The organism is Paraburkholderia dipogonis (assembly GCF_042680985.1).
GTDB classification, from domain to species: domain Bacteria; phylum Pseudomonadota; class Gammaproteobacteria; order Burkholderiales; family Burkholderiaceae; genus Paraburkholderia; species Paraburkholderia phytofirmans.
Genome location: NZ_JBHUFR010000006.1, coordinates 106,185 through 126,157, shown reverse-complemented (window position 1 = coordinate 126,157; position 19,973 = coordinate 106,185). Strand labels below are relative to the sequence as shown.

Annotated in this window: 13 protein-coding genes; 8 read left to right on the top strand and 5 right to left on the bottom strand. The window is 62.8% G+C overall.

Features of this window, described 5'->3' with window-relative positions; all coding sequences use genetic code 11:
- The first annotated feature begins 3 nt into the window (after positions 1-3).
- Positions 4-1,332, top strand: coding sequence for a DUF3443 domain-containing protein (locus tag ACFSNN_RS05195; RefSeq protein ID WP_134460426.1), 1,329 nt, complete (start codon positions 4-6; stop codon positions 1,330-1,332).
- Positions 1,333-1,431: 99 nt separating this feature from the next.
- Here the strand turns inward: ACFSNN_RS05195 and ACFSNN_RS05190 are convergent, their stop codons facing one another.
- Complete coding sequence (locus tag ACFSNN_RS05190) at positions 1,432-2,283, bottom strand: IclR family transcriptional regulator (RefSeq protein WP_208949541.1); 852 nt, start codon at positions 2,281-2,283, stop codon at positions 1,432-1,434.
- A 153-nt stretch (positions 2,284-2,436) separates the two neighbouring features.
- Between ACFSNN_RS05190 and ACFSNN_RS05185 the strand changes: the two genes are divergently transcribed.
- The 5 genes from ACFSNN_RS05185 (at position 2,437) to ACFSNN_RS05165 (ending at position 9,048) form a co-directional block, all read left to right on the top strand.
- Complete coding sequence (locus tag ACFSNN_RS05185) at positions 2,437-3,633, top strand: acyl-CoA dehydrogenase family protein (RefSeq protein WP_377688948.1); 1,197 nt, start codon at positions 2,437-2,439, stop codon at positions 3,631-3,633.
- Between the two features lie 8 nt (positions 3,634-3,641).
- The gene (locus ACFSNN_RS05180; protein ID WP_134460428.1) at positions 3,642-5,894 is read left to right on the top strand and encodes an acetate--CoA ligase family protein; all 2,253 of its coding nucleotides are present in this window, start codon (positions 3,642-3,644) and stop codon (positions 5,892-5,894) included.
- 141 nt (positions 5,895-6,035) lie between these two features.
- Positions 6,036-7,424, top strand: coding sequence for an MFS transporter (locus ACFSNN_RS05175; protein ID WP_134460431.1), 1,389 nt, complete (start codon positions 6,036-6,038; stop codon positions 7,422-7,424).
- 184 nt (positions 7,425-7,608) lie between these two features.
- Positions 7,609-8,427 carry an alpha/beta fold hydrolase gene (locus ACFSNN_RS05170; RefSeq protein ID WP_134460434.1) on the top strand — a complete coding sequence of 273 codons (819 nt, stop codon included), beginning with the start codon at positions 7,609-7,611 and terminating at the stop codon, positions 8,425-8,427.
- A gap of 390 nt (positions 8,428-8,817) precedes the next feature.
- Positions 8,818-9,048, top strand: coding sequence for a hypothetical protein (locus tag ACFSNN_RS05165; protein WP_106300262.1), 231 nt, complete (start codon positions 8,818-8,820; stop codon positions 9,046-9,048).
- Between the two features lie 107 nt (positions 9,049-9,155).
- On the opposite strand, the gene ACFSNN_RS05160 is transcribed toward ACFSNN_RS05165, so the two are convergent.
- Entirely contained in the window at positions 9,156-11,384 is a 2,229-nt protein-coding gene (locus ACFSNN_RS05160; protein ID WP_134460437.1) for an NADP-dependent isocitrate dehydrogenase, read from the bottom strand.
- A 414-nt stretch (positions 11,385-11,798) separates the two neighbouring features.
- Here ACFSNN_RS05160 and ACFSNN_RS05155 point away from each other — a divergent pair, with 414 nt between their 5' ends.
- Positions 11,799-13,982, top strand: coding sequence for a TonB-dependent siderophore receptor (locus ACFSNN_RS05155; RefSeq protein WP_134460440.1), 2,184 nt, complete (start codon positions 11,799-11,801; stop codon positions 13,980-13,982).
- On the opposite strand, the gene ACFSNN_RS05150 is transcribed toward ACFSNN_RS05155, so the two are convergent.
- A complete protein-coding gene (locus tag ACFSNN_RS05150; protein ID WP_134460443.1) occupies positions 13,979-14,917 on the bottom strand; it encodes a LysR family transcriptional regulator in 939 nt (312 codons plus the stop codon). The genes ACFSNN_RS05155 and ACFSNN_RS05150 overlap by 4 nt on opposite strands.
- A gap of 127 nt (positions 14,918-15,044) precedes the next feature.
- On the opposite strand from ACFSNN_RS05150, the gene ACFSNN_RS05145 reads away from it, so the two are divergent.
- Entirely contained in the window at positions 15,045-16,763 is a 1,719-nt protein-coding gene (locus tag ACFSNN_RS05145) for an MFS transporter (RefSeq protein WP_377688949.1), read from the top strand.
- A 71-nt stretch (positions 16,764-16,834) separates the two neighbouring features.
- Here ACFSNN_RS05145 and ACFSNN_RS05140 read toward each other — a convergent pair whose 3' ends face one another.
- Both ACFSNN_RS05140 and ACFSNN_RS05135 read right to left on the bottom strand, forming a co-directional pair.
- Positions 16,835-17,677 carry a N(5)-hydroxyornithine transformylase PvdF gene (locus ACFSNN_RS05140; protein WP_134460446.1) on the bottom strand — a complete coding sequence of 281 codons (843 nt, stop codon included), beginning with the start codon at positions 17,675-17,677 and terminating at the stop codon, positions 16,835-16,837.
- A 34-nt stretch (positions 17,678-17,711) separates the two neighbouring features.
- Complete coding sequence (locus tag ACFSNN_RS05135; RefSeq protein ID WP_134460449.1) at positions 17,712-19,949, bottom strand: TonB-dependent siderophore receptor; 2,238 nt, start codon at positions 19,947-19,949, stop codon at positions 17,712-17,714.
- Positions 19,950-19,973 lie beyond the last annotated feature (24 nt).

Sequence of the window (19,973 nt, the reverse complement as noted above, 5' to 3'; positions counted from 1 at the left end):
ACAGTGCGCAAAATCGCAAGGATTATTGCCGCGGCGCTCGGACTCGGGTTGGTGTTGGGTCTTGCCGGCTGCGGCGGGGGTGGCGGCGGTTCCAGCAGCAGCTCGACGGCTAACGCACCGGCTGCCGCCAGTGCGCCGGCGGCCCCCGGCGGCACGACGTCCAACCCTTCGACCGGCGACTCGAGCTCCAACGCGCTCGCCGTCGATGCGTCCGCCGTGCCCACGCCGGTCGGTCCCGGCAATACGATGTCGGTGACGGTAAGCGGAACCGGCATTCACAATCAGCCGATGGTCAGCGTCAAGCTCTGCGCCCCCGGCTCCAACGCGGGCACGAGTTGCACGACGATTCCCAATGTGATCGTCGATACGGCTTCGTTCGGGCTGCGTCTGGTGCGCTCCGCGATCCCGACTTCCACCTTCAACGCGCTCACCGCCGAGACGGATCAGTCGAGCGGTCTGCCGCTTGCTGAATGCGCATTGTTCGGCAGCGGCTATGCATGGGGTTCGGTACATCTCGCGGACATCGGACTGTCGAGCGAGGTCGCCGCTTCGGTGCCGATCCAGGTGATCGGCGATTCGGCGCTGACGATTGCCGCGCCGAGCGAATGCCAGGTGGGCCGGCCGCTCGCCGCCGCGTCCGATCTCGGCGCGAACGGCATTCTCGGCATTGGCGTGAGCCCGGTGGACTGCGGCTCGCAGTGTGCGCTGACGGTGCTCTCGCAGTTCTATTACACCAATGCCGGTAACGCGGTATCGGTGCCGATCTCCAAGCAGATCAGCAATCCGGTCGCGCGATTCGCGCAAGACAACAACGGTGTGATTCTGGAAATGGCGCAGGTGTCCGATAGCGGCAGCGCGACCGCTCAAGGCACGCTCGTGTTCGGCATCGATACGCAGGCCAATAACGTGCTGAACGGCACGGGCGCGCCGATTTTCCGAACGGATCTGAATGGCGACTTCACGTCGTCATATGGCGGCACCACGTTCACGCAGACGTTCTTCGATTCGGGCTCGACGGTGATGTTCTTTCCGGACACGACGATCGCTCGCGACACGTCGTCCGGCTACTATATTCCGACCGCAACCGTGGGCCGTACCTCGACGCTGATAGGGACCAATCCGGCGAGCGTTTCGCTAGGCTTCAATATCGCCAACGGCGCGACGTTGACTTCATCGGGGAATAACGCGTTCAATAATCTCGGGATCTACATGACCCGGCAGTTCGACTTCGGTTTGCCGTTCTTTTACGGCCGTCATGTGTATTACGGGATTTCGGGGCGTGCTTCGTCGGGGGGCGGGACGGGGCCGTATGTGGCTTATGTTTCGAGTTGAGTGACGGTCGCAGCGCCTGTGAATGACGCTCGATCCGCCATGCCGTGACAGAGCGCGGCGATAAACGAAACCCGGCCTGCGTGCCGGGTTTCGTCCTTTTCAGTAGATTCCCATCGCCCCTTCCACACTGCGCACCATCGAAACGAGCCGCGGCCCGATATCGCCTTCCAGTTGATTCTCCTTCAGCAGATAAGAAGGCACGCCGCAATTGAAAACGAGAATCTCGCCGTCGGCTGACGGCTTCATCGGCACGGCGACGGCATGGATCTCGCGACGCAGGTCGCCGTAGGACACGCAAAAGCCGCGCTCGTAGAAATAGTCGATTGCGCTCAGTACGCGCTCGCGGAAGGTGCTCCATTCATGCGGCGACTTCACCGCGATTTCATTGCACAGCGCCTCGCGCCGCTCAGCGGGCAGCGCCGCAAGCAGCGCGCGGCCCATCGCCGTTCGCACGATCGGATAGCTCAGCCCGATATCCGCCGGCATTCCAAGCGGCGTACTGCTGCGGCTGCTTTCCAGATACACGACGTTGAGCCGGTCACGCATGCCGAGCGAAACTGAACCGCGAATCTGGTCCGCCAGTTCCTTCATCGACGGCCGCGCGATCTGGCGCACGCTCATGCTCGCAAGCAACGGATAACTCAGCGACAACACGGCCGAGCCGAGCTGAAACTTGTTATTCATCCGATTGACGCGCAAATAGCCGAGCCGCGTGAGCGTGTAGGTAAAGCGTGAAATCGTCGCCTTGGTCATGCCGGTGCGCGCCGCCAATTCGGCATTGCCGAGTTGCGATTCGCGCGGCGTGAAGCAATGCAGGATGTCGAGGCCGCGCGCCAGCGTGGTGGCGAACTGGCGGTCGCCGTCGAATTCGTCCGGCACGTAGCGCGCTTTCGAATCCAGGTAATCGCCGGCGAGCGCCGCCGCGTCGGACTGCTTGCTGTTGGCTGCCATCGCTGTTGCTCTCCTTCTCCGTGATGGCCTATTCTGCGCCCCGCGTTCTGCATATCCAAACTCTGTTCTGCATAGTCGAACAAATCGCTCCGACTGCCGGTAAATCTTCGATAGTGAAGTCACAAATCAGCGACTCACATGACGGAGACAAGCATGACCAGCCATTCCTCACACTTCGACGCGATGCTCGCGGGCGTCGCAAAGTTCGTCCGCGACGAAGCAATCCCGCGTGAAAACGAGATCGAACAGGCGGACGCCGTACCGGCCGACCTCGTTCAACGCATGCGCGAGCTCGGCTATTTCGGCTGGAGCATTCCGCGCGATTTCGGCGGCGCCGGGCTGTCGACCGAGCAGTTGGTGCGCGGCGCGTTCGAGCTTTCGCAGGCGTCGGTGGCATTTCGCGCTCGGGTGGGCACCAACACCGGCATCGGTTCAGAAGCGCTGGTCGCCGACGGCACGGACACGCAGAAACAGCGCTATCTGCCGCGGCTCGCGTCCGGCGAATTCACCGGCGCTTTCGCACTGACCGAGGCCGATGCAGGCTCGGACGCCACGGCATTGCGCACCGCGGCGCGGCGCGACGGAGATCATTACATTCTTGACGGCAGCAAGTGCTTCATCACCAATGCGCCGATTGCCGATCTCTTCACCGTGATGGCGCGAACCGAGCCGGCCACGCCAGGCGCGGGCGGCATTTCCGCGTTTCTCGTCGAGCGTGGCACGCCGGGTCTTTCCACCAGTGCGCCTTACGACAAGATGGGCCAGGCGGGCTCGCCGGTCGGCGACGTAGTGTTCGAAGGATGCCGCGTGCCGGCAGCCAATCTGATCGGTGGCAAGGAAGGCATGGGTTTCCGCACCGCGATGAAGGTGCTGAACAAACAGCGCATCCACCTCGCCGCACTATGCACAGGACCGGCCATGCGCATGCTCGAAGAAGCGGTCGCCTACACCTCGCGGCGCGAGCAGTTCGGCAAGCCCGTGGCCGAATTCCAGCTCGTGCAGGCGCTGATCGCCGAATGTCAGACTGAAATTTACGCCGCGCGCTCGATGATCCTCGAAACCGCGCGCAAGCGCGATGCCGGCGAGGATGTCGCGCTGGAGGCGTCGATGTGCAAGATGTTCGCCTCGGAAATGTGCGGCCGCGTCGCGGATCGCGCGGTGCAGATGCTCGGGGGACGCGGCTATCTGGCGGGCAACGCGGTCGAAAGGTTTTACCGCGACGTCCGCGCCTTCCGCATCTATGAAGGCACCACGCAGATTCATCAATTGAACATCGCGAAGATCACGCTGCGGCGCGCCGCCGAGCGAGATCAGGCGAAAGTTCGCGCCGACGCCGCGTGTGCAGCATGAGGACCGCCATGAACCCAGCAACCCATGACGCCGGCCCGCTCGATATCGGCCGACTTGTCGAGCCGCGCTCCATTGCGATCATTGGCGCGTCGAACGATCCGAAGTCGATCAGCGGCCAGCCGATGCGCTTTCTCATACAGCACGGTTACCAGGGCACGCTCTATCCGGTGAATCCAAAATATGCGCAGATCGACGGCGTCGCGTGCCATGACAGCATCGCCGCTTTGCCGTCCACGCCCGATCTCGCGCTGATCCTCGTCGCCGCGCGGCGCGTTCCGGACATGCTGCGTCAGTGCGGCGAAAAAGGTGTGGGCTTTGCCATCGTCTATAGCTCGGGTTTCGCCGAAGCCGGCGAAGCGGGTGCCGCGCTGCAGCGTGAATGCGCGGACATCGCGAAGGCTCACGACATTCGCGTGATCGGACCGAACTGCCAGGGTTTCGTCAGTACGGGCGCAAATGTCTACGCCGGATTCGGCGCGCCCTTCAGCGTCGCTTATCGGCGCGGCGGCCTGTCGCTGATTTCGCAAAGCGGCGGCTTCGGTTGCGCGCTGCTTCTCATGGCCGACGAACTGGGCATCGGCTTGCGGCACTTCATCACGACTGGCAACGAGGCCGACGTCAGCCTGCTCGATCTCGTCGACGCGTGCATCGCCGATCCGCACACCTCGCTGATCGCGACGTACATCGAAGGTCTGAAAGACGCGGGACGGCTGGTCGACGTGGCGAACCGCGCGCTCGACGCGGGCAAACCACTGCTCGCCTGGAAGGTCGGCAACACCGCCGACGGCGCCAAGGCCGCCGCGTCGCATACGGCGAATCTGGGCGGCGCCTCGGCGCTGTATCGCACGGCCTTCCGTCAGACGGGGGTGATCGAAGTGAGCGACGTCGCCGACCTCGGCGACTACGCCCGCGCGTTCGAAGCCGGACGCCTGCCGCGCGGCAAGCGGATCGCGGTCGTCACACTCTCGGGCGGCGCCGGCATTCTCATCACCGATGCCTGCGCTGAGCGCGGCATGTCGGTGCCCGCGTTGTCGGCAGCGACGCTCGAGCGCCTGAAGCCGATCGTGCCCGCTTTCGCCTCGCTGAACAATCCAATCGACCTGACCGCGGGCATCCTCGCGGAACCGAAAATTTTCGCGGACGCCTTGCAGATCATCGCCGACGATCCGAATATCGACGCCATCGCGATCATGGCTGCGGCAGCGAGCGGCGAAGTCGCGCAGGCGATGGCCACGGCGATCGTGCGCGTCTACGGCAGCATCGACAAGCCGCTGATGCTTGCCTGGAATGCGCGCCGCGACATGGCCCGCGAAGCGTACGAGACGATCGAGGCGCACGGTGTGCCTCTGTACGCGACGCCGGTGCGTTGCGGACGCGCTTTCGCCGCGTTGTCCGATTATGCGCAGGCGCGTCGCGCGCGGGCAGAGGCGCGCGATCCGATGCCGCGAGCTTTGCGTCGCTACGACGTCGGGCACGCCCGTGCGTTGCTGGTCGATAGTCAGGGCAAGCATGGCGAGCTGAACCTGACCGAACATGCTTCGCAAGCACTGCTGCGCGACTATGGCATCGATGCCCCGAAAAGCGGGCTCGCGCAGAATCGTGACGAAGCATGCGCGCTGGCGCGGGCAATCGGTTTTCCACTGGTCATCAAGGTGCAGTCGCCGGACATCGCGCATAAGACCGAAGCCGGCGCCGTGCGGGTAAGTATCCGCGATGAAGCGACGCTAGCCGCCGCCTTCGACGAAATCGTCGGGAACGCGCGCCGTCATGTGCCGCACGCGAGGATCGAGGGCGTGCTGGTGCAGGAGGAAATCCGCGATGCGATCGAGATGATCGTCGGCATCGAAAACGACGCGTCGTTTGGACCGGCCATCATGTGCGGGCTCGGCGGTATCTATGCCGAAGTGCTGAAGGACGTGAGCTTCCGGCTCGCACCGGTCACCCATGCGGACGCTCACGCGATGATTCGCGAGTTGCGCTCGTTCGCGATGCTCGACGGTGCGCGCGGCAAGCCGCCCGGCGATATCGAGGCGCTCGTGGAGACCATCGTCGCGCTATCCACGATGGCGCTCGATCAGCAGGCGAGCCTGCGTGAACTGGATATCAACCCGCTCTTCGTGCTGCCCGCGGGCAAAGGCGTGCGCGCCGGCGACGCTTTGGCGCGCCTGCTGCCGCGCGCCGCTGACTCGAACGACGCTGTGGACCGCACCGGCGCCATGCACGAAAGCGAGCATTGCGCGCCGGCCGTGGTGGACGGATAGTGCAGCGGCGCCGGGCCGCTTTGAGATCGGGCGCCGCCGGGCCGCCGCATGACGCGCAACGCTATTGCGCGACATGTGGCAGCACGTAACGACAGACACGGCGACGCTCACCGCAGTTGGCATTTTTCGCGCGAGACCATCATGCACGGCTATTCGCATTCAGACGCATCGACATCCGGCGACAACACGTCCGTCGACGTCGAACGCACTTATCGCAAGATCTTTTTCCGGCTGATTCCGTTGCTGTTTCTCTGCTACGTGATCAGCTATATCGACCGCGTCAACATCAGCTTTGCCAAGCTTCAGTTCATGCACGACCTCGATTTTTCGGAGTCGACATATGGTCTGGGCGCGGGGCTTTTCTTCATCGGCTACGTGCTCTTTGAAGTGCCGAGCAATCTGTGGATGCAGCGTATCGGCGCACGCCGCACGCTTCTACGCATCATGTTCGCGTGGGGGCTGGTGTCGAGTCTGATGATGTTCGTGCGCACGCCGACGCAGTTCTACGCCATGCGCTTCCTGCTCGGCGTGACTGAAGCGGGCTTCTTCCCCGGCATCATCTTTTATCTGAGCTGCTGGTTTCCGGGCGCGCGGCGCGCTCGCGTCACCGCCTTCCTGATGATGGCGACGGCGGTGGCCGGGATTGTCGGCGGCCCGATGTCCGGGTTCATCATGACGCGGCTGGCCGGCGTGGGCGGCTTGCCCGGCTGGCAGTGGCTGTTCCTGCTCGAAGGCGTGCCGGCGGTGACGCTCGGCATCGTCGCCTTCCTCCTGCTCGGCGACAAGCCGGACGATGTGAGCTGGCTCGACGAGCATGAGAAAGCGCTGGTCTCACGTGAACTCGCCGCCGACGAAAAGGCGAAACAGACCGGCCATCTCGACGGACTGCGCGGCGCGCTCGCCAACCCGCGCGTTTATCTCGCGGCGCTCGTCTACTTCGCGGTGATGATGCCGTTCAATGCGATCGGTTTCTGGGCGCCCACCATCATCCGCGATCTGGGCGTCGCCAACGTGCTGGACGTGGGCCTGTTGTCGGCGCTGGTGTTCATCGCGGCGGCGCTTGGGACCTATGTGGTGGGCGCCAGCTCGGACCGGACCATGGAGCGGCGCTGGCACGTCGCGGTGAGCGCCTGCGTGACCGCGCTGGCGTTTGCCTTGTTGCCCGCCGCCGGCCATAACGTCACGCTCGGCGTCGGGCTGCTGGCGCTTGCCGCAGCGGCGTCGTATGGGTCGTTCGTGGTGTTCTGGACGATTCCGCAGACCTTCCTGCCGCGCTCGTCGGCGGCGGGCGGTATTGCGATGATCACGAGTCTCGGCGGCACCGGCGGGTTCGTAAGTCCGGCGTTCGTCGGCTGGGTCAAGACGCAGACCGGCAGCGCGCAATATGGATTGATCGGACTGGCTGTTGTTTTGCTCGCGGGCGTCGTGTTGATGCTGGTCGTGTTCCCCGCGCCGCGCAGAAAGCTCGCAGTGGGCGCGACGGGCGGCAGTCCGGCGGCACAGACCGGGCTCGGACAGCCGCGTCACTAAAAAGAGCCGTGTGGGGACGAAGGAAGACGTGCCCACACCGCCCGAATGCAAAATGTCGTAGGTCTGTTGATCTTCTGGTGGCAACGCTGGCAACCTAGCGAATTCCCAACGCAGCCATGTTGCATGGGACCGGAGTAGCGCGCTAAAAGCGCCACCTCTGGTCGACACAGCGGAGACAACGGCAATGGAACCCTCCACCCATTCGCAGGACGACGACCTCGAACGCTTCGAAGCCCACGGCACTGCGCCGCTGCCGGTCCCGGCGGACGAAGGCTACGTCGAGCACGAAGGCGCGCGCATCTGGTACGCCTCGTATGGCGTCGGCGCGCCGGTAGTTCTGCTGCACGGCGGTCTCGGACACAGCGGCAATTGGGGCTACCAGGTTCCGGCGCTGCTCGATGCGGGGCGTCGCGTGGTGGTCGTCGACAGCCGCGGCCACGGCCGCAGCACCCGCGACGCGCGGCCCTACCGCTACGAGCTGATGGCCTCCGACGTGCTGGCCGTCATGAACACACTGCAACTCGAACGCGCCGCGCTGGTGGGCTGGAGCGACGGCGCCTGCGTCGCGATGGTATTGGGCGCGACCGCCCCTGAGCGCGTAGCGGGCGTGTTCTTCTTCGGCTGCAATATGGACCCGAGCGGCACCAAGCCATTTGTGCCGACGCCCGCGATCGAGCGCTGCTTCAGCCGCCACGCCAAAGACTACGCGCAGCTATCGGCGACACCGGACGACTTCGAGGCATTCGTCGGCGCGGTCAGCGCGATGATGAAAACCGAGCCCAACTACTCTGCCGACGATCTGGCCAAGGTTCGCGTGCCGGTCGCGATCGTACAAAGCGAGCACGACGAGTTCATCAAGCCGGAACACGCGGACTATCTCGCCCGCAGCATTCCCAGCGCCGAATTGATCCTGCTGCCCGGCGTAAGCCATTTCGCGCCGCTGCAACGGCCGGCGCAATTCAATCGCGTGGTGCTGGATTTCTTGCGGCGGATTGCGGATTGATCGAAGCGGCGGCGCTCGCTGCGCCACCTGGCCGCCTCGCTGCAGCACAACGGTCGCACAAAACCCTCAATATTTCACGATGCGGAACGACCGCGCGCCTCGTAAAAAATCGTGGTGCGTGGCACAAATTCGGCATTTCGCAATGTCGCCCCACGTTGCACATCGCGAAACAAACAAGATAAGCCTTTATTTATAAACGATAATTTTTGACGCAACAAGGCATCCAACAGCCACTTGCGCCGCTGCCTGCTGACGTAGACTCTTTTACAAGAGCCGGCGCTTCAGCAGTCGAGCGGAGTGGGAAGAGACAAAACAATGTCTGAAGAATCCCAACCTCTGAAACGAAGCGCCACGGCGCCGCGGTTTTTAAATGGTATTGGGAGACTAAAAATGAAAGGCTTTCGCTTCGGTTCGAATCAGGGTGCTTTCTATATTTTGCCGGGCCAGGACGGCTGGGAAGCAACCTACGGCAACGAAACGCTCGGTGAATTCGCCAGCCCGCAGCAGGCGGCGGACGACCTCGCGCGCGGCTTGATCTGCCCGCATCTCTCGGAAGGCGACGACACGTCGACACTCGAGATTCCAGAAAAACTCAGCGATTGGGAAATCGTTCACGTGTGATGGCCGGTTTGGCCGTTGTCCACGTTGGCGCAGAAACGACGATGGCGCTCGAAAGCGCCATCGTCATGTTTACCGCCTGCTTCTGTGCAGCTTACGGCGTCAGCGCCTTAAGCAATCGCGTCCACGATCTTGTTCAGCGTGGCGCTCGGGCGCATGGCCTTGCTCGTCAGTTCGACATTCGGACGATAGTAACCGCCAATATCCACCGGCTTGCCTTGTGCCGCAGCCAGTTCTTCGACGATCTTCGCTTCGTTCTCAGCCAGTGCCTTCGCCACGCCGGCGAATTGCGCCTGCAACGCCGCGTCTTCGGTTTGCGCGGCCAGTGCTTCCGCCCAGTACAGCGCGAGGTAGAAGTGGCTGCCGCGATTGTCGATGCCGCCAACCTTGCGCGCCGGCGACTTGTCGTTGTCGAGGAACTTTCCGGTTGCCTGATCCAGCGTCTTGGCCAGAACCTGTGCCTTCGGGTTGTGATACGCACTGCTCAAATGTTCGAGCGACGCGGCCAACGCCAGGAATTCACCGAGCGAATCCCAACGCAGGAAACCTTCTTCGACCAGTTGCTGAACGTGCTTGGGCGCCGAACCGCCCGCGCCGGTTTCGAACATGCCGCCACCGGCCATCAGCGGGACGATCGACAGCATCTTCGCGCTCGTGCCCAGTTCCATGATCGGGAACAGGTCGGTCAGGTAGTCGCGCAGCACGTTGCCGGTCACCGAAATCGTGTCCTTGCCGGCGCGAATACGCTCGATCGAGAATCTGGTCGCTTCGACCGGCGTCATGACGCGAATGTCCAGACCGGTGGTGTCGTGGTTTTTCAAGTACTGCTCGACCTTCTTGATGATCTGCGCGTCGTGTGCGCGCGCCGCGTCCAGCCAGAACACGGCCGGCGTGTTGGTGGCGCGGGCGCGGTTGACCGCGAGCTTGACCCAGTCCTGAACCGGCGCGTCCTTGGTCTGGCACATGCGCCAGATGTCGCCCGCTTCCACTTGCTGTTCGATCAGCACCGCGCCGGCTGCGTCCGTCACGCGAACCACCCCGTTCGCCGGAATCTGGAACGTCTTGTCGTGTGAGCCGTATTCTTCAGCCGCTTGCGCCATCAGGCCGACGTTCGGCACCGTGCCCATCGTGACCGGATCGAACGCGCCGTGCTTCTTGCAGTCTTCGATCACTGCCTGATAAACGCCTGCGTAGCAGCGGTCCGGAATCACGGCCTTGGCGTCGTGCAGCGCCCCGTCCGCGCCCCACATCTTGCCCGACTCGCGGATCATGGCCGGCATGGACGCGTCGACGATCACGTCGCTCGGCACGTGCAGGCTGGTGATGCCCTTGTCCGAATTGACCATGGCCAGTTGCGGACGCTGTTCGTATTGCGCCTTGATGTCGGCTTCGATCGCGGCGACCGTTTCAGCCGGCAGGTCTTTCAGGCGCGCGTACAGATCGCCGATACCGTTGTTCGGGTTGAAGCCGGCTTGCGCCAGCGCGTCGGCGTGCTTGGTCAGCACGTCTTTGTAGAATACCGACACCACGTGGCCGAAGATGATCGGATCCGACACCTTCATCATGGTGGCTTTCAGGTGCACCGAGAACAGCACGCCCTTGGCCTTCGCGTCGGCGATTTCCGCTTCGATGAAGCTGCGCAGCGCGTTCTTCGACAGCACCGAAGCGTCGATGATCTCGCCTGCCTGCACGGCCGTCTTTTCTTTGAGGACCGTCTTCGAACCGTCTGCGGCCGTCAGTTCGATCTTCACCGAACCGGCTGCGCCGATCAGCGCCGACTTTTCGCTGCCGTAGAAATCGCCGCCGCTCATGTGCGCGACGTGCGACTTCGAGTCCGCGCTCCACGCGCCCATCTTGTGCGGATGCTTGCGTGCGTAGTTCTTGACCGACAGCGGCGCGCGGCGGTCCGAATTGCCTTCGCGCAGCACCGGGTTGACCGCGCTGCCCTTGATCTTGTCGTAGCGCGCCTTGACGTCTTTTTCGGCGTCGGTGTTAGCAACGTCCGGATACGCCGGCAGCTTGTAGCCCTGATCGCGCAGTTCGGTGATCGCGGCCTTCAGTTGCGGCACCGACGCGCTGATGTTCGGCAGCTTGATGACATTCGCTTCCGGACGCGTGCTGAGTCCACCCAGTTCCGCCAGATCGTCGGGACCCTTCTGTTCCGCGCTCAGGTAATCGGGGAATGCAGCGATGATCCGGCCGGCAAGCGAAATATCGCGCGTTTCGACGATCACGTCGGACGAGCGCGTGAACGCCTTCACGATCGGCAGCAGCGAGTAAGTCGCCAGAGCAGGCGCTTCGTCGGTCAGGGTGTAGATGATCTTCGGCGGTGTGGACATGTTCGGTGCTTTGCTAGGTGAAGTGTTAGACAGAGCGTTGGGCGGTGCCGACCGGCGCGTTGCGGCAAAACAACATTGCGGCGCGACGCACGGCACTACTTTCTACGGCCAAGCCGTGAGTATATGCGTGTTTTCCTCTACTCGCTGCTAAACAAACATATCGCGGAAACGTCGCTCACAGGGTCGAGCCCCGCCAGATAAGGCTTTCAGCAGATTTAGCTGCGTCTTATGACAGATGTCTTATAGATGACTAACGACCCGCGACAAATATATTGTTAATGCGAATCAGATGCATTACCATTTGCACGCAGCCGCGTTCTTACGTTTCGATTACTCCAACCACTCGCTTCCGATGAAGCCTCTCCGCGCCGTTCCAGGTGCGCGACCGGCGTCATCCTGTCCAATTCGAACAACATGCAGAAATTCTTTGTCGCCGGCCGACCGGCGTTTGTGCGCGGCCAACGCCGCACTCCCTCGCTGCTGAGCGCGGGGCTTCTAGCCAGCGTCGGTTTGACGATTTCCACGCTGTCGACTTCGGGCTGGGCGCAGGTCGCGGCCAGCGACGCCGGCGCGACGCTGCCGGCCGTGAGCGTCTCGGCGGCAAAAGACACCACTGTGGCCCAGGCCGACACGGTCAGCGCGGGCGCGCTGGGTTCGCGCAAGCAGGTGGACACGCCGTTCTCGACCCACGTCGTGACGAGCGACGAGGCGCAGGACCTGTTCGCGACAACCGCCAACGATCTGTACAAGTACGATCCGGCGGTCTCGGTAATCAGCGATAACGGTGTCAGCGAAAATTCGATGTTCACCGTGCGCGGCATGCCGATCGACACGCTGAACAGCATCAAGGTGGACGGTCAGACTTTCCCGTCGTGGGATACCGACCTCTCGCTCGAACCGTTCGAGCAGGTCGAATTGCTCAAGGGCCTGTCGGGCTTCATGTACGGCTTCGGCTCGCCGGGCGGCATCGTGAACTACGTGTTGAAGCGCCCCACCGACACGCCGTACCGCAGCATCTCGGTCGGCTACAAGTCGGCCGGCGTGTTCAGCGAGGCGGTGGATCTGGGCGGCCGCTTCGGCAATGACGACCGTTTCGGCTATCGCCTGAACCTCGCCAACGAAAACGGCAACACCGCCGAAGATCACGGCCACGTGCGCCGCCAGGTCGCGTCGCTCGCGTTCGACTTCCGCATCACGCCGGACCTGACGTGGAGCGCCGACGCCTTCTATCAGAAGCGCAGAACCAACGGCACGCTGTTCGGCCTGATGTTCGGCGCCGACGCCGGCGGCATTCCCGACGCGAGCAAAGTCACCCACGCGCTCACGCAACCGCAGAACTACTACGAGACCGAGATGGCCTCGTTCGGCACGGGCCTGGATTACCGCATCTCCGAAAACTGGCATGCGAGCATCAAGTACCGCTTCGCCAAGGAGAACCGCACCAATTCGGATAGTTTCCTGTTCGTCTCCGACGCCGCGGGCAACTACTCGAACACGCTCTATGCGGCCATGACGCGCTACTTCTATCAGAACGTCGACGGCATGGTGCAAGGCCATTTCAACACGGGCAGCATCAAGCACGACGTGGTGGTAGGCGCGGGCTTTCTGACGCAAACCAGTGAGTACAGCAACAGCACGGGTTGGAACGAAGGCTATTTCCTCGGCAACGGCAATCTGTACGCCAGCACCTTGCTGACCAACGACGAAGTCAGCATCGGCTCGGACCTGTACCGTCAGCAGCGCACCACGCAAGCCTCCGTGTACGCGAGCGATACCGTGCAACTCACGTCGCGTCTGTCGGCGCTGGTCGGCGTGCGCTATACGCAATATCAGCAGCACGTGTACGACCCGAGCGGCGCGGTGTCGTCGCAATACCAGGCGGACCCGGTCACACCGACCTTCGCGCTGATGTTCAAGACCGATCCGTACTCCACGCTGTACGCGAGCTACGTGGAGTCGCTGGAACAGGGCGGCGCGGCGTCGAACACTAACCTCAACTACCCGGACACGTTCGGCCCGCTGCGCAGCAAGCAGTACGAAGTCGGCTTCAAAACCGATCACGCCAAGTGGGGCGCCAACCTCGCGCTGTTCCGCGTCGATCAGGGCTACAACTACACGAACGTCGACAACATCTTCGTGCAGGACGGCACCAAGCGTTATCAAGGCCTCGACGCGAGCGGCTGGCTCGCGCTCACGAGCGAGTGGCGCATGCTGGGCGGCGTGATGTGGCTCGACACGAAGGCCATGGACGTGAACGATCCGACCGTGGAAGGCAAGCGCATCTACGGCGCGCCGCGCTTCACCGTGACGGGCCGGATCGAATACAACCCGTCGTATCTGCGTCCGCTGACGCTGGCGTTCGGCGGCAAGTACGTCGGCAACCAGGCGGTCGACGCACAGAACACGCAGTTCGTGCCGGCTTACACCACGTTCGATTTGAGCGGCCGTTACGAGACGAAGATCGCCGGCAAGGACGTGACGTTCCGCGCGGGCATCAACAACCTGTTCAATCGCCGTTACTGGACGACGGCGTGGGGCTACTACGTGGCGCCGTCGGCGACGCGCACTGCAGTGGCCAGCGCAACGCTGCAGTTCTAAGCATCGCGTGAACGTGGGGCGCCCGCGACGGGCGTCCCGATCATGGCGGGAATCTCCGCGACCAGCGCATCGATCGCACAGCGCGTTTTCAGCGCCAGATAGCGACTCTTCGGCCACACCAGGTGAATCTCCTGAGCGGGCCGGAAACAATCCTCCATTACCGTCACCAGCTCGCCTGTTTTCTCATAACGGGCCAGTAGCCAACTCGGCAGCCACGCGAGGCCAAAGCCGGCGAGAGCGGCATCCACGATCCCCTTCATGTCGTCGAAACCGAGCTGCGGCTGAACCTGCGCGCGGCGGATTTGCCCGTCGACATCGACCACATCCCACGGCTGCGCCGACCCTGCTCGCAAGTAGGCGATCACAGCGTGGCCGCGTAACTCCTCCACGTTGCGTGGCGTGCCATGACGCGCCAGATACGCCGGCGCGGCGCCGATACTCGCGTGCTGCATGCCGAGCTTGCGCGCGGCGAGACTCACGCTGTCGGCGAGCGGGCCCACGCGCACCACGAGATCGAAACCCTCTTCGATCACGTCGACGAAACGGTCGGTAATCGAAATATCGATCTTCAATTGCGGATGCTTGCGCGCAAGTCCGAGCAGCACCGGCGCCACGCAGTAGTGACCGAATGCCTGCGGCACGCTCACGCGCAAACGGCCTTGGGGCTCGCGACGGCCGGAGTCGAGATCAGCCTCCGCGGCTTCGAGCTCGGCCAGTGCGCGCACACAGCGGTCGTAATAAGCCTGCCCGTCTTCGGTAAGGCTTTGGCTGCGCGTCGTCCGATTGAGCAGGCGAACGCCGAGGCGCTTCTCCAGCCGCACGATCACTTTGCCGACCGCCGAGCGCGTCAGGTTCATCCGCTCCGCCGCAAGCGCAAAACTGCCTGTTTCCACCACGCGCACGAACGTCGTCACACCATCGAGGATGTCGCTCATCTGTTTACCCTGTTGGTTCCCCTGGAGACGCATTTCCGGGATTCTTACGCGTCAATAGGGACCTGAATTCCCCCTATATTACACAGTCCATGGTGGGCGAGCCCATCGACTAACGAGGTGAAATTCCATGTCCCATGACCCGATCGCGCCGCCACGGCGTGAAGAACAGCCCAGCACAAACGCAGCAGTCGGGCGTCAACTGACTTCGCGCGAAGCGCATCGCGCACGAACGGTTACGAGCGACAAGACCCCGCAACCCGCCACTTTTCTCTCGCTCCGCAAAAACACTTTGGCGTTGGGCGCTGTGTGCCTCGCCTCGCTGATGTTCGGCCTCGAAATCTCCAGCGTGCCGGTGATCCTCCCGACGCTCGAACGCGTACTGCACGGCGACTTCAAAGGCATGCAGTGGATCATGAACGCCTACACGCTCGCAGTGACCACCGTATTGATGGCGACCGGCACGCTGGCGGACCGCTTCGGCCGCCGGCGCATCTTCGTTATCGGCATCGCGCTGTTCGGCATCACCTCGCTGATCTGCGGACTCGCGCAAAGCGTGCCGACGCTGATCGTCGCGCGCCTGTTGCAAGGCGCGAGCGGCGGCGCCATGCTGATCTGCCAGGTGGCCGTGCTATCGCATCAGTTCAACGAAGGCCCCGAACGCGCTCGCGCATTCAGCGCGTGGGGCATCATCTTCGGTATCGGACTCGGGTTTGGGCCGATCATCGGGGGGACCATCGTGGCATTGTCGAGTTGGCACTGGGTCTTCTGGGTGCACGCGCTGCTCGCTGTCGTCACCTTGACGCTCGTTTTCAGCGGCGTGCAGGAATCGCGCGACCCGCACGCGCATACGCTCGACGTTGCCGGCATCGTCACGTTGTCGTTGGCGGTGTTCGGGCTCGTGTATTTCATCACACAGGTTCCGGCGCTTGGATTCAGCAGTCCGCGTGCGCTCTTCATTATCGCGGCGACGTTGGTCGCCTTCATGGCTTTTCTGTCTGCCGAAAAACTCAATACGCGGCCGATGTTCGACTTTTCCGTGTTCAGGATTCCGCAGTTTTCCGGCGCACTCATGGGCTCAGCGGGCATGAACTTCAGCTTCTGGCCGTTCATGATCTATCTGCCGATCTATTTCCAGATCGGCCTCGGCTACGACAGCGTGAGCGCCGGACTGGCATTGCTCGCTTATACGCTGCCGACGCTGCTGTTTCCGCCGCTCGGCGAACGTCTCGCACTGCGTTACGGCTCGGGAATCGCCATACCTGCCGGCCTGTTTACGATCGGCCTCGGCTTCATGCTGATGCGTTACGGCAGCGGAGCCGCGCATGCCGACCTATGGACCCTGTTGCCGGGTTGCATGATCGCGGGCGCGGGCCTCGGCCTCACCAATACGCCCGTCACTAATACGACGACCGCCGCGGTTCCCGCGGAACGGGCGGGCATGGCGTCGGGCATCGATATGAGTGCGCGGATGATTACGCTCGCGATCAATATCGCGTTGATGGGTGCGATCCTGGTCGGCGGAATTCTTGCCAGTCTGAAGACGCGCTTGCCGACGACGCTCGACACCGCGCCGCTCGGCAGACTCGCGGAGAAGATTGCAGCGGGCGATGTCGAAGCGGTCAGAACGGGGATGCCCGCGCTGGCGCAAATAGACCCATCAGGAAGCGTCGTGCATGCCGCGTTGATGCAAGGGTTCGGCTGGGTGATGGTCTATGGCGGAGTCGGCGTGTGGGTGCTTGCCGCGCTCAGTTTCTTGATATCCGGCAATGCGTCGAGAAGGCTGAGCAGCGAGAAACGCGCGCCGACGCCACAGCAGCAACAATCAGCCCGATGCGACGCATGTTAAGTAGCGCTTCTCCGACGGCGCCGTGCACAAGCGGATAATTTCATAGCGGCGCCTGCGCGCCGCTCCACCGCTTACGCCTCGACTTGCACCTTTTGCCCCGCCATTATCGCGAGCCCTTCGTTCAACGCCGGGAAAAGACTGCGGTTGAAATTGTTCCAGCGCAGTTCAAGGATCGTATCGTCCTTATCGATTTCGGTATTCAGCACGTCGTGAATCACCTCGCCCGAATCGATTCCGTTGTCGACATAGTGAAACGATGCGCCCGTCAAATAAAGCGGTTCGACCGCCACGGTTTCCATCGTCTTCCAGTTGACCACCTTCTTGCCGCGCGCGCCGTAGAGCGCATCGAGCGTCGCATACGCGCCGCGCCGCTCGTACGGCGACTCGGCGCGCGTCACGCCCGGGTGAATGTTCACGATCTTGCGATAGAACGGCGCACCCGGCCGAACCAGTTCGTCGAGAATGATCAGCAAACCATCAAGCACGACGATATCGGCCTTCAACGCCACCAGCGTATCGAGCAGATGCTTTTCGAAAGCACTCTTGCCTGCCGGTCGTCCCGGCGCATCGAGCGGCTCACGCCGGTATGTCGATGGAATTGCGAGCAGCAGATCGTTGACTGGCTTGCCCTGCACACGCAGATTCGGCGGATAGAACCAGCGCTTGCCCGGCTCGTAAGCGAAGCCGTATTCCTTCAGTTTCTCGCGATCGACGCTGGAGCCGGCGTCATCGTCGTAGATGACTTTTTCGAGCGAGTACTGATCGCCCAGTTCGGTGTCGTTGAGCGCCTCGACGAGCGACTCCAGCACCGACTTCATGTAGCGCGTGCCGCTCTTGTATGCGACGTCCTGGCCGGCTTTGTCGGCGGCCGCGTTTCTCAGCGACCAGATATAAACGAGTTTTTTCTTCGACATGGTGGGTTCCTGTGTGTGTGTCATTGCCACATGCTTACCAGTCGTATCTGGCAGTCGCTATCACCGTGCGTGGATTCCCGTAAAAACAGGTATTCACGGACTGGCAACCGCTCACGAACCGGCGATTGAAAATATTCTGGCCGTTCACCGCGAAGCGCCAGTTGCGCGTTTCGTAGTGAACCGCCGCGTCGTACACGGTGTAGCTCGGCACGTATAGCGAGTTGTCGGCGGCGCCCGCCGCGCCGCTCTGGTAACGAATGCCCGCGCCAAACCCGAGACCTGCCAGCGGGCCGGCGTGCCATGTCCAGTCGCCCCACAGCGACGCCATCTGGCGCGGCCGCGGAATATCCACCGGCCACTTGCCCAACGTATCGTCGCCGGCCTTGATGTTCTTCACGTCCTGATACACATACGCGGCGATCACCGAAAAGTTGCGCGTGACATTGCCCACGCCGCTCAACTCGATTCCGCGCGAACGTACCTCGCCGGTCTGCACGCTCGTGCCGCCGGTCGGGTCGATGGCGAAATCCGGCGTGACGACGTTGGTCTGATTGATCTGATAAACCGCGGCGTTCAGCATCAGGTTCTTGCCGGCCGGCTGCCAGCGCAAACCGGCTTCGATCTGCTTGCCTTTGGTCGGCTCGGCAATGCCGCCGCCGGCGATCTTCACGCCGACCAGCGGGTTGAACGACGTCGAGTAGCTGATGTACGGCGACAATCCGTAGTCGCCGAGATACACGAGACCCACGCGCCCGGAGAATGCATGATCGTTCTGTTCGAGACGGCTGCCACCGGCGATATCGTTCTGCGTGGTGTTGCTCCAGTCCTGGCGTGCGCCGAGCGTCAGCACCCAGCGCTGCCACTTGATCTGGTCCTGCGCATACACGCCGAACGCATTCATGGTCGACTTCGTGTCGGTGCGCGGGAACGCGTCCGGTCCGCTGAAGATCGCGTTGGTGATCGGCGTATACACCGGGTTATACATGTTCAGACTCGGACCGGTCGCCATCGATTCGCTATCGGTGGTCGACTGCCGGTTGTATTCGAAGCCGAGCAGCACCGTATGATCGAGCGGACCGGTGCCGAAGCGAGCCAGCGCCTGATTGTCGACATCGAAGCGGCTGTAGTTCAACTGATACAAACCGACATAGCGCAGCAGCGACGCCTCGGTCGGATCGGCCGGATCGAGACCGCCGCCGAACACCTGCCCCTGATCGAGCGAGAGGTGCATCAAGCGCGTATTCTGCCGGAACGTCCACACCGGATCGAACTTGTATTCGAACTGATAACCCACCGACCATTGCTTCTTGCGATAGTGCGAGAACTCGGGGTCGCCCGTATACAGGTCCGGCGAAATCTTGCCGTTCGGATTCGGCAAGACCGTGCCCTGCGCGGGCAGGAAGTTATTCGACGCGTCGCCCCAATCCTGCAGATAGCTCGCCTCCACCGTCAGCGAAGTCTTTGCGTTCGGCTGCCATTTCACCGACGGCGCCAATGCCACGCGCTGCTCCGGATTGGGTCCGGTCTGCGAATTGCCATCGCGTCCCACGCCGAGGAAACGATAGGACAGCGTGCCGGCCTGATCGACCTTGTCGCCCACATCGAATGCGATCTGCTTGCGCGCGTAGTCGCCCAGCTGCATTTCCACTTCGCGAATACGCTCGCCGTTGGCAAGCTTGCTTTGCACGTCGATGATCGCACCCGGATCGCCCTGCCCGTACAGCACCGAGGTCGGGCCGCGCAGCACGGTGATGCTGTCGATCATGAACGGATCGACACGCCAGCTCGCGAGATTGAGTGTATTGGGCACCTGCAGGCCGTCGACGAACACCGTCGGCGTGAAGCCGCGCAATACGGAATACCAGTCGGAGCGCACGTCCGCGCCATAGGTCGAGAAGCCCGGAATGTAGCGCAGCGCCTCGTTGATGCTGGTTGCGCCGGTCTCTTCGATCTGCTGCGCCGTGACGACATTGATGGTCTGCGGAATTTCCTTCAGCGCGGTATCGGTCTTGGTGCCGGTGCTGCTACGGCGGGCAACCAGGCCCACCGTGCCGTCGTTGCCGGCCGAGCCGTTGACGCTGATCGATGGCAGCGTAGCGGCCTGCGTCGCAGCCGGCTGGCCGCTACGGGCTCCTTGCTGCGCATTGCCATCGGATTGCCCCGGCTGTTGCGCCGACTGTTGCGCCTGCGCGCTGGCGGCTGCCGCCGCATAAAACGCCACGCTCGCCGTAACGGCGGTCGCGCTCCGGCGCGTGCCTGTTGCCCACTCCATCTCTCGATGCTCCCAGGTTTTTAT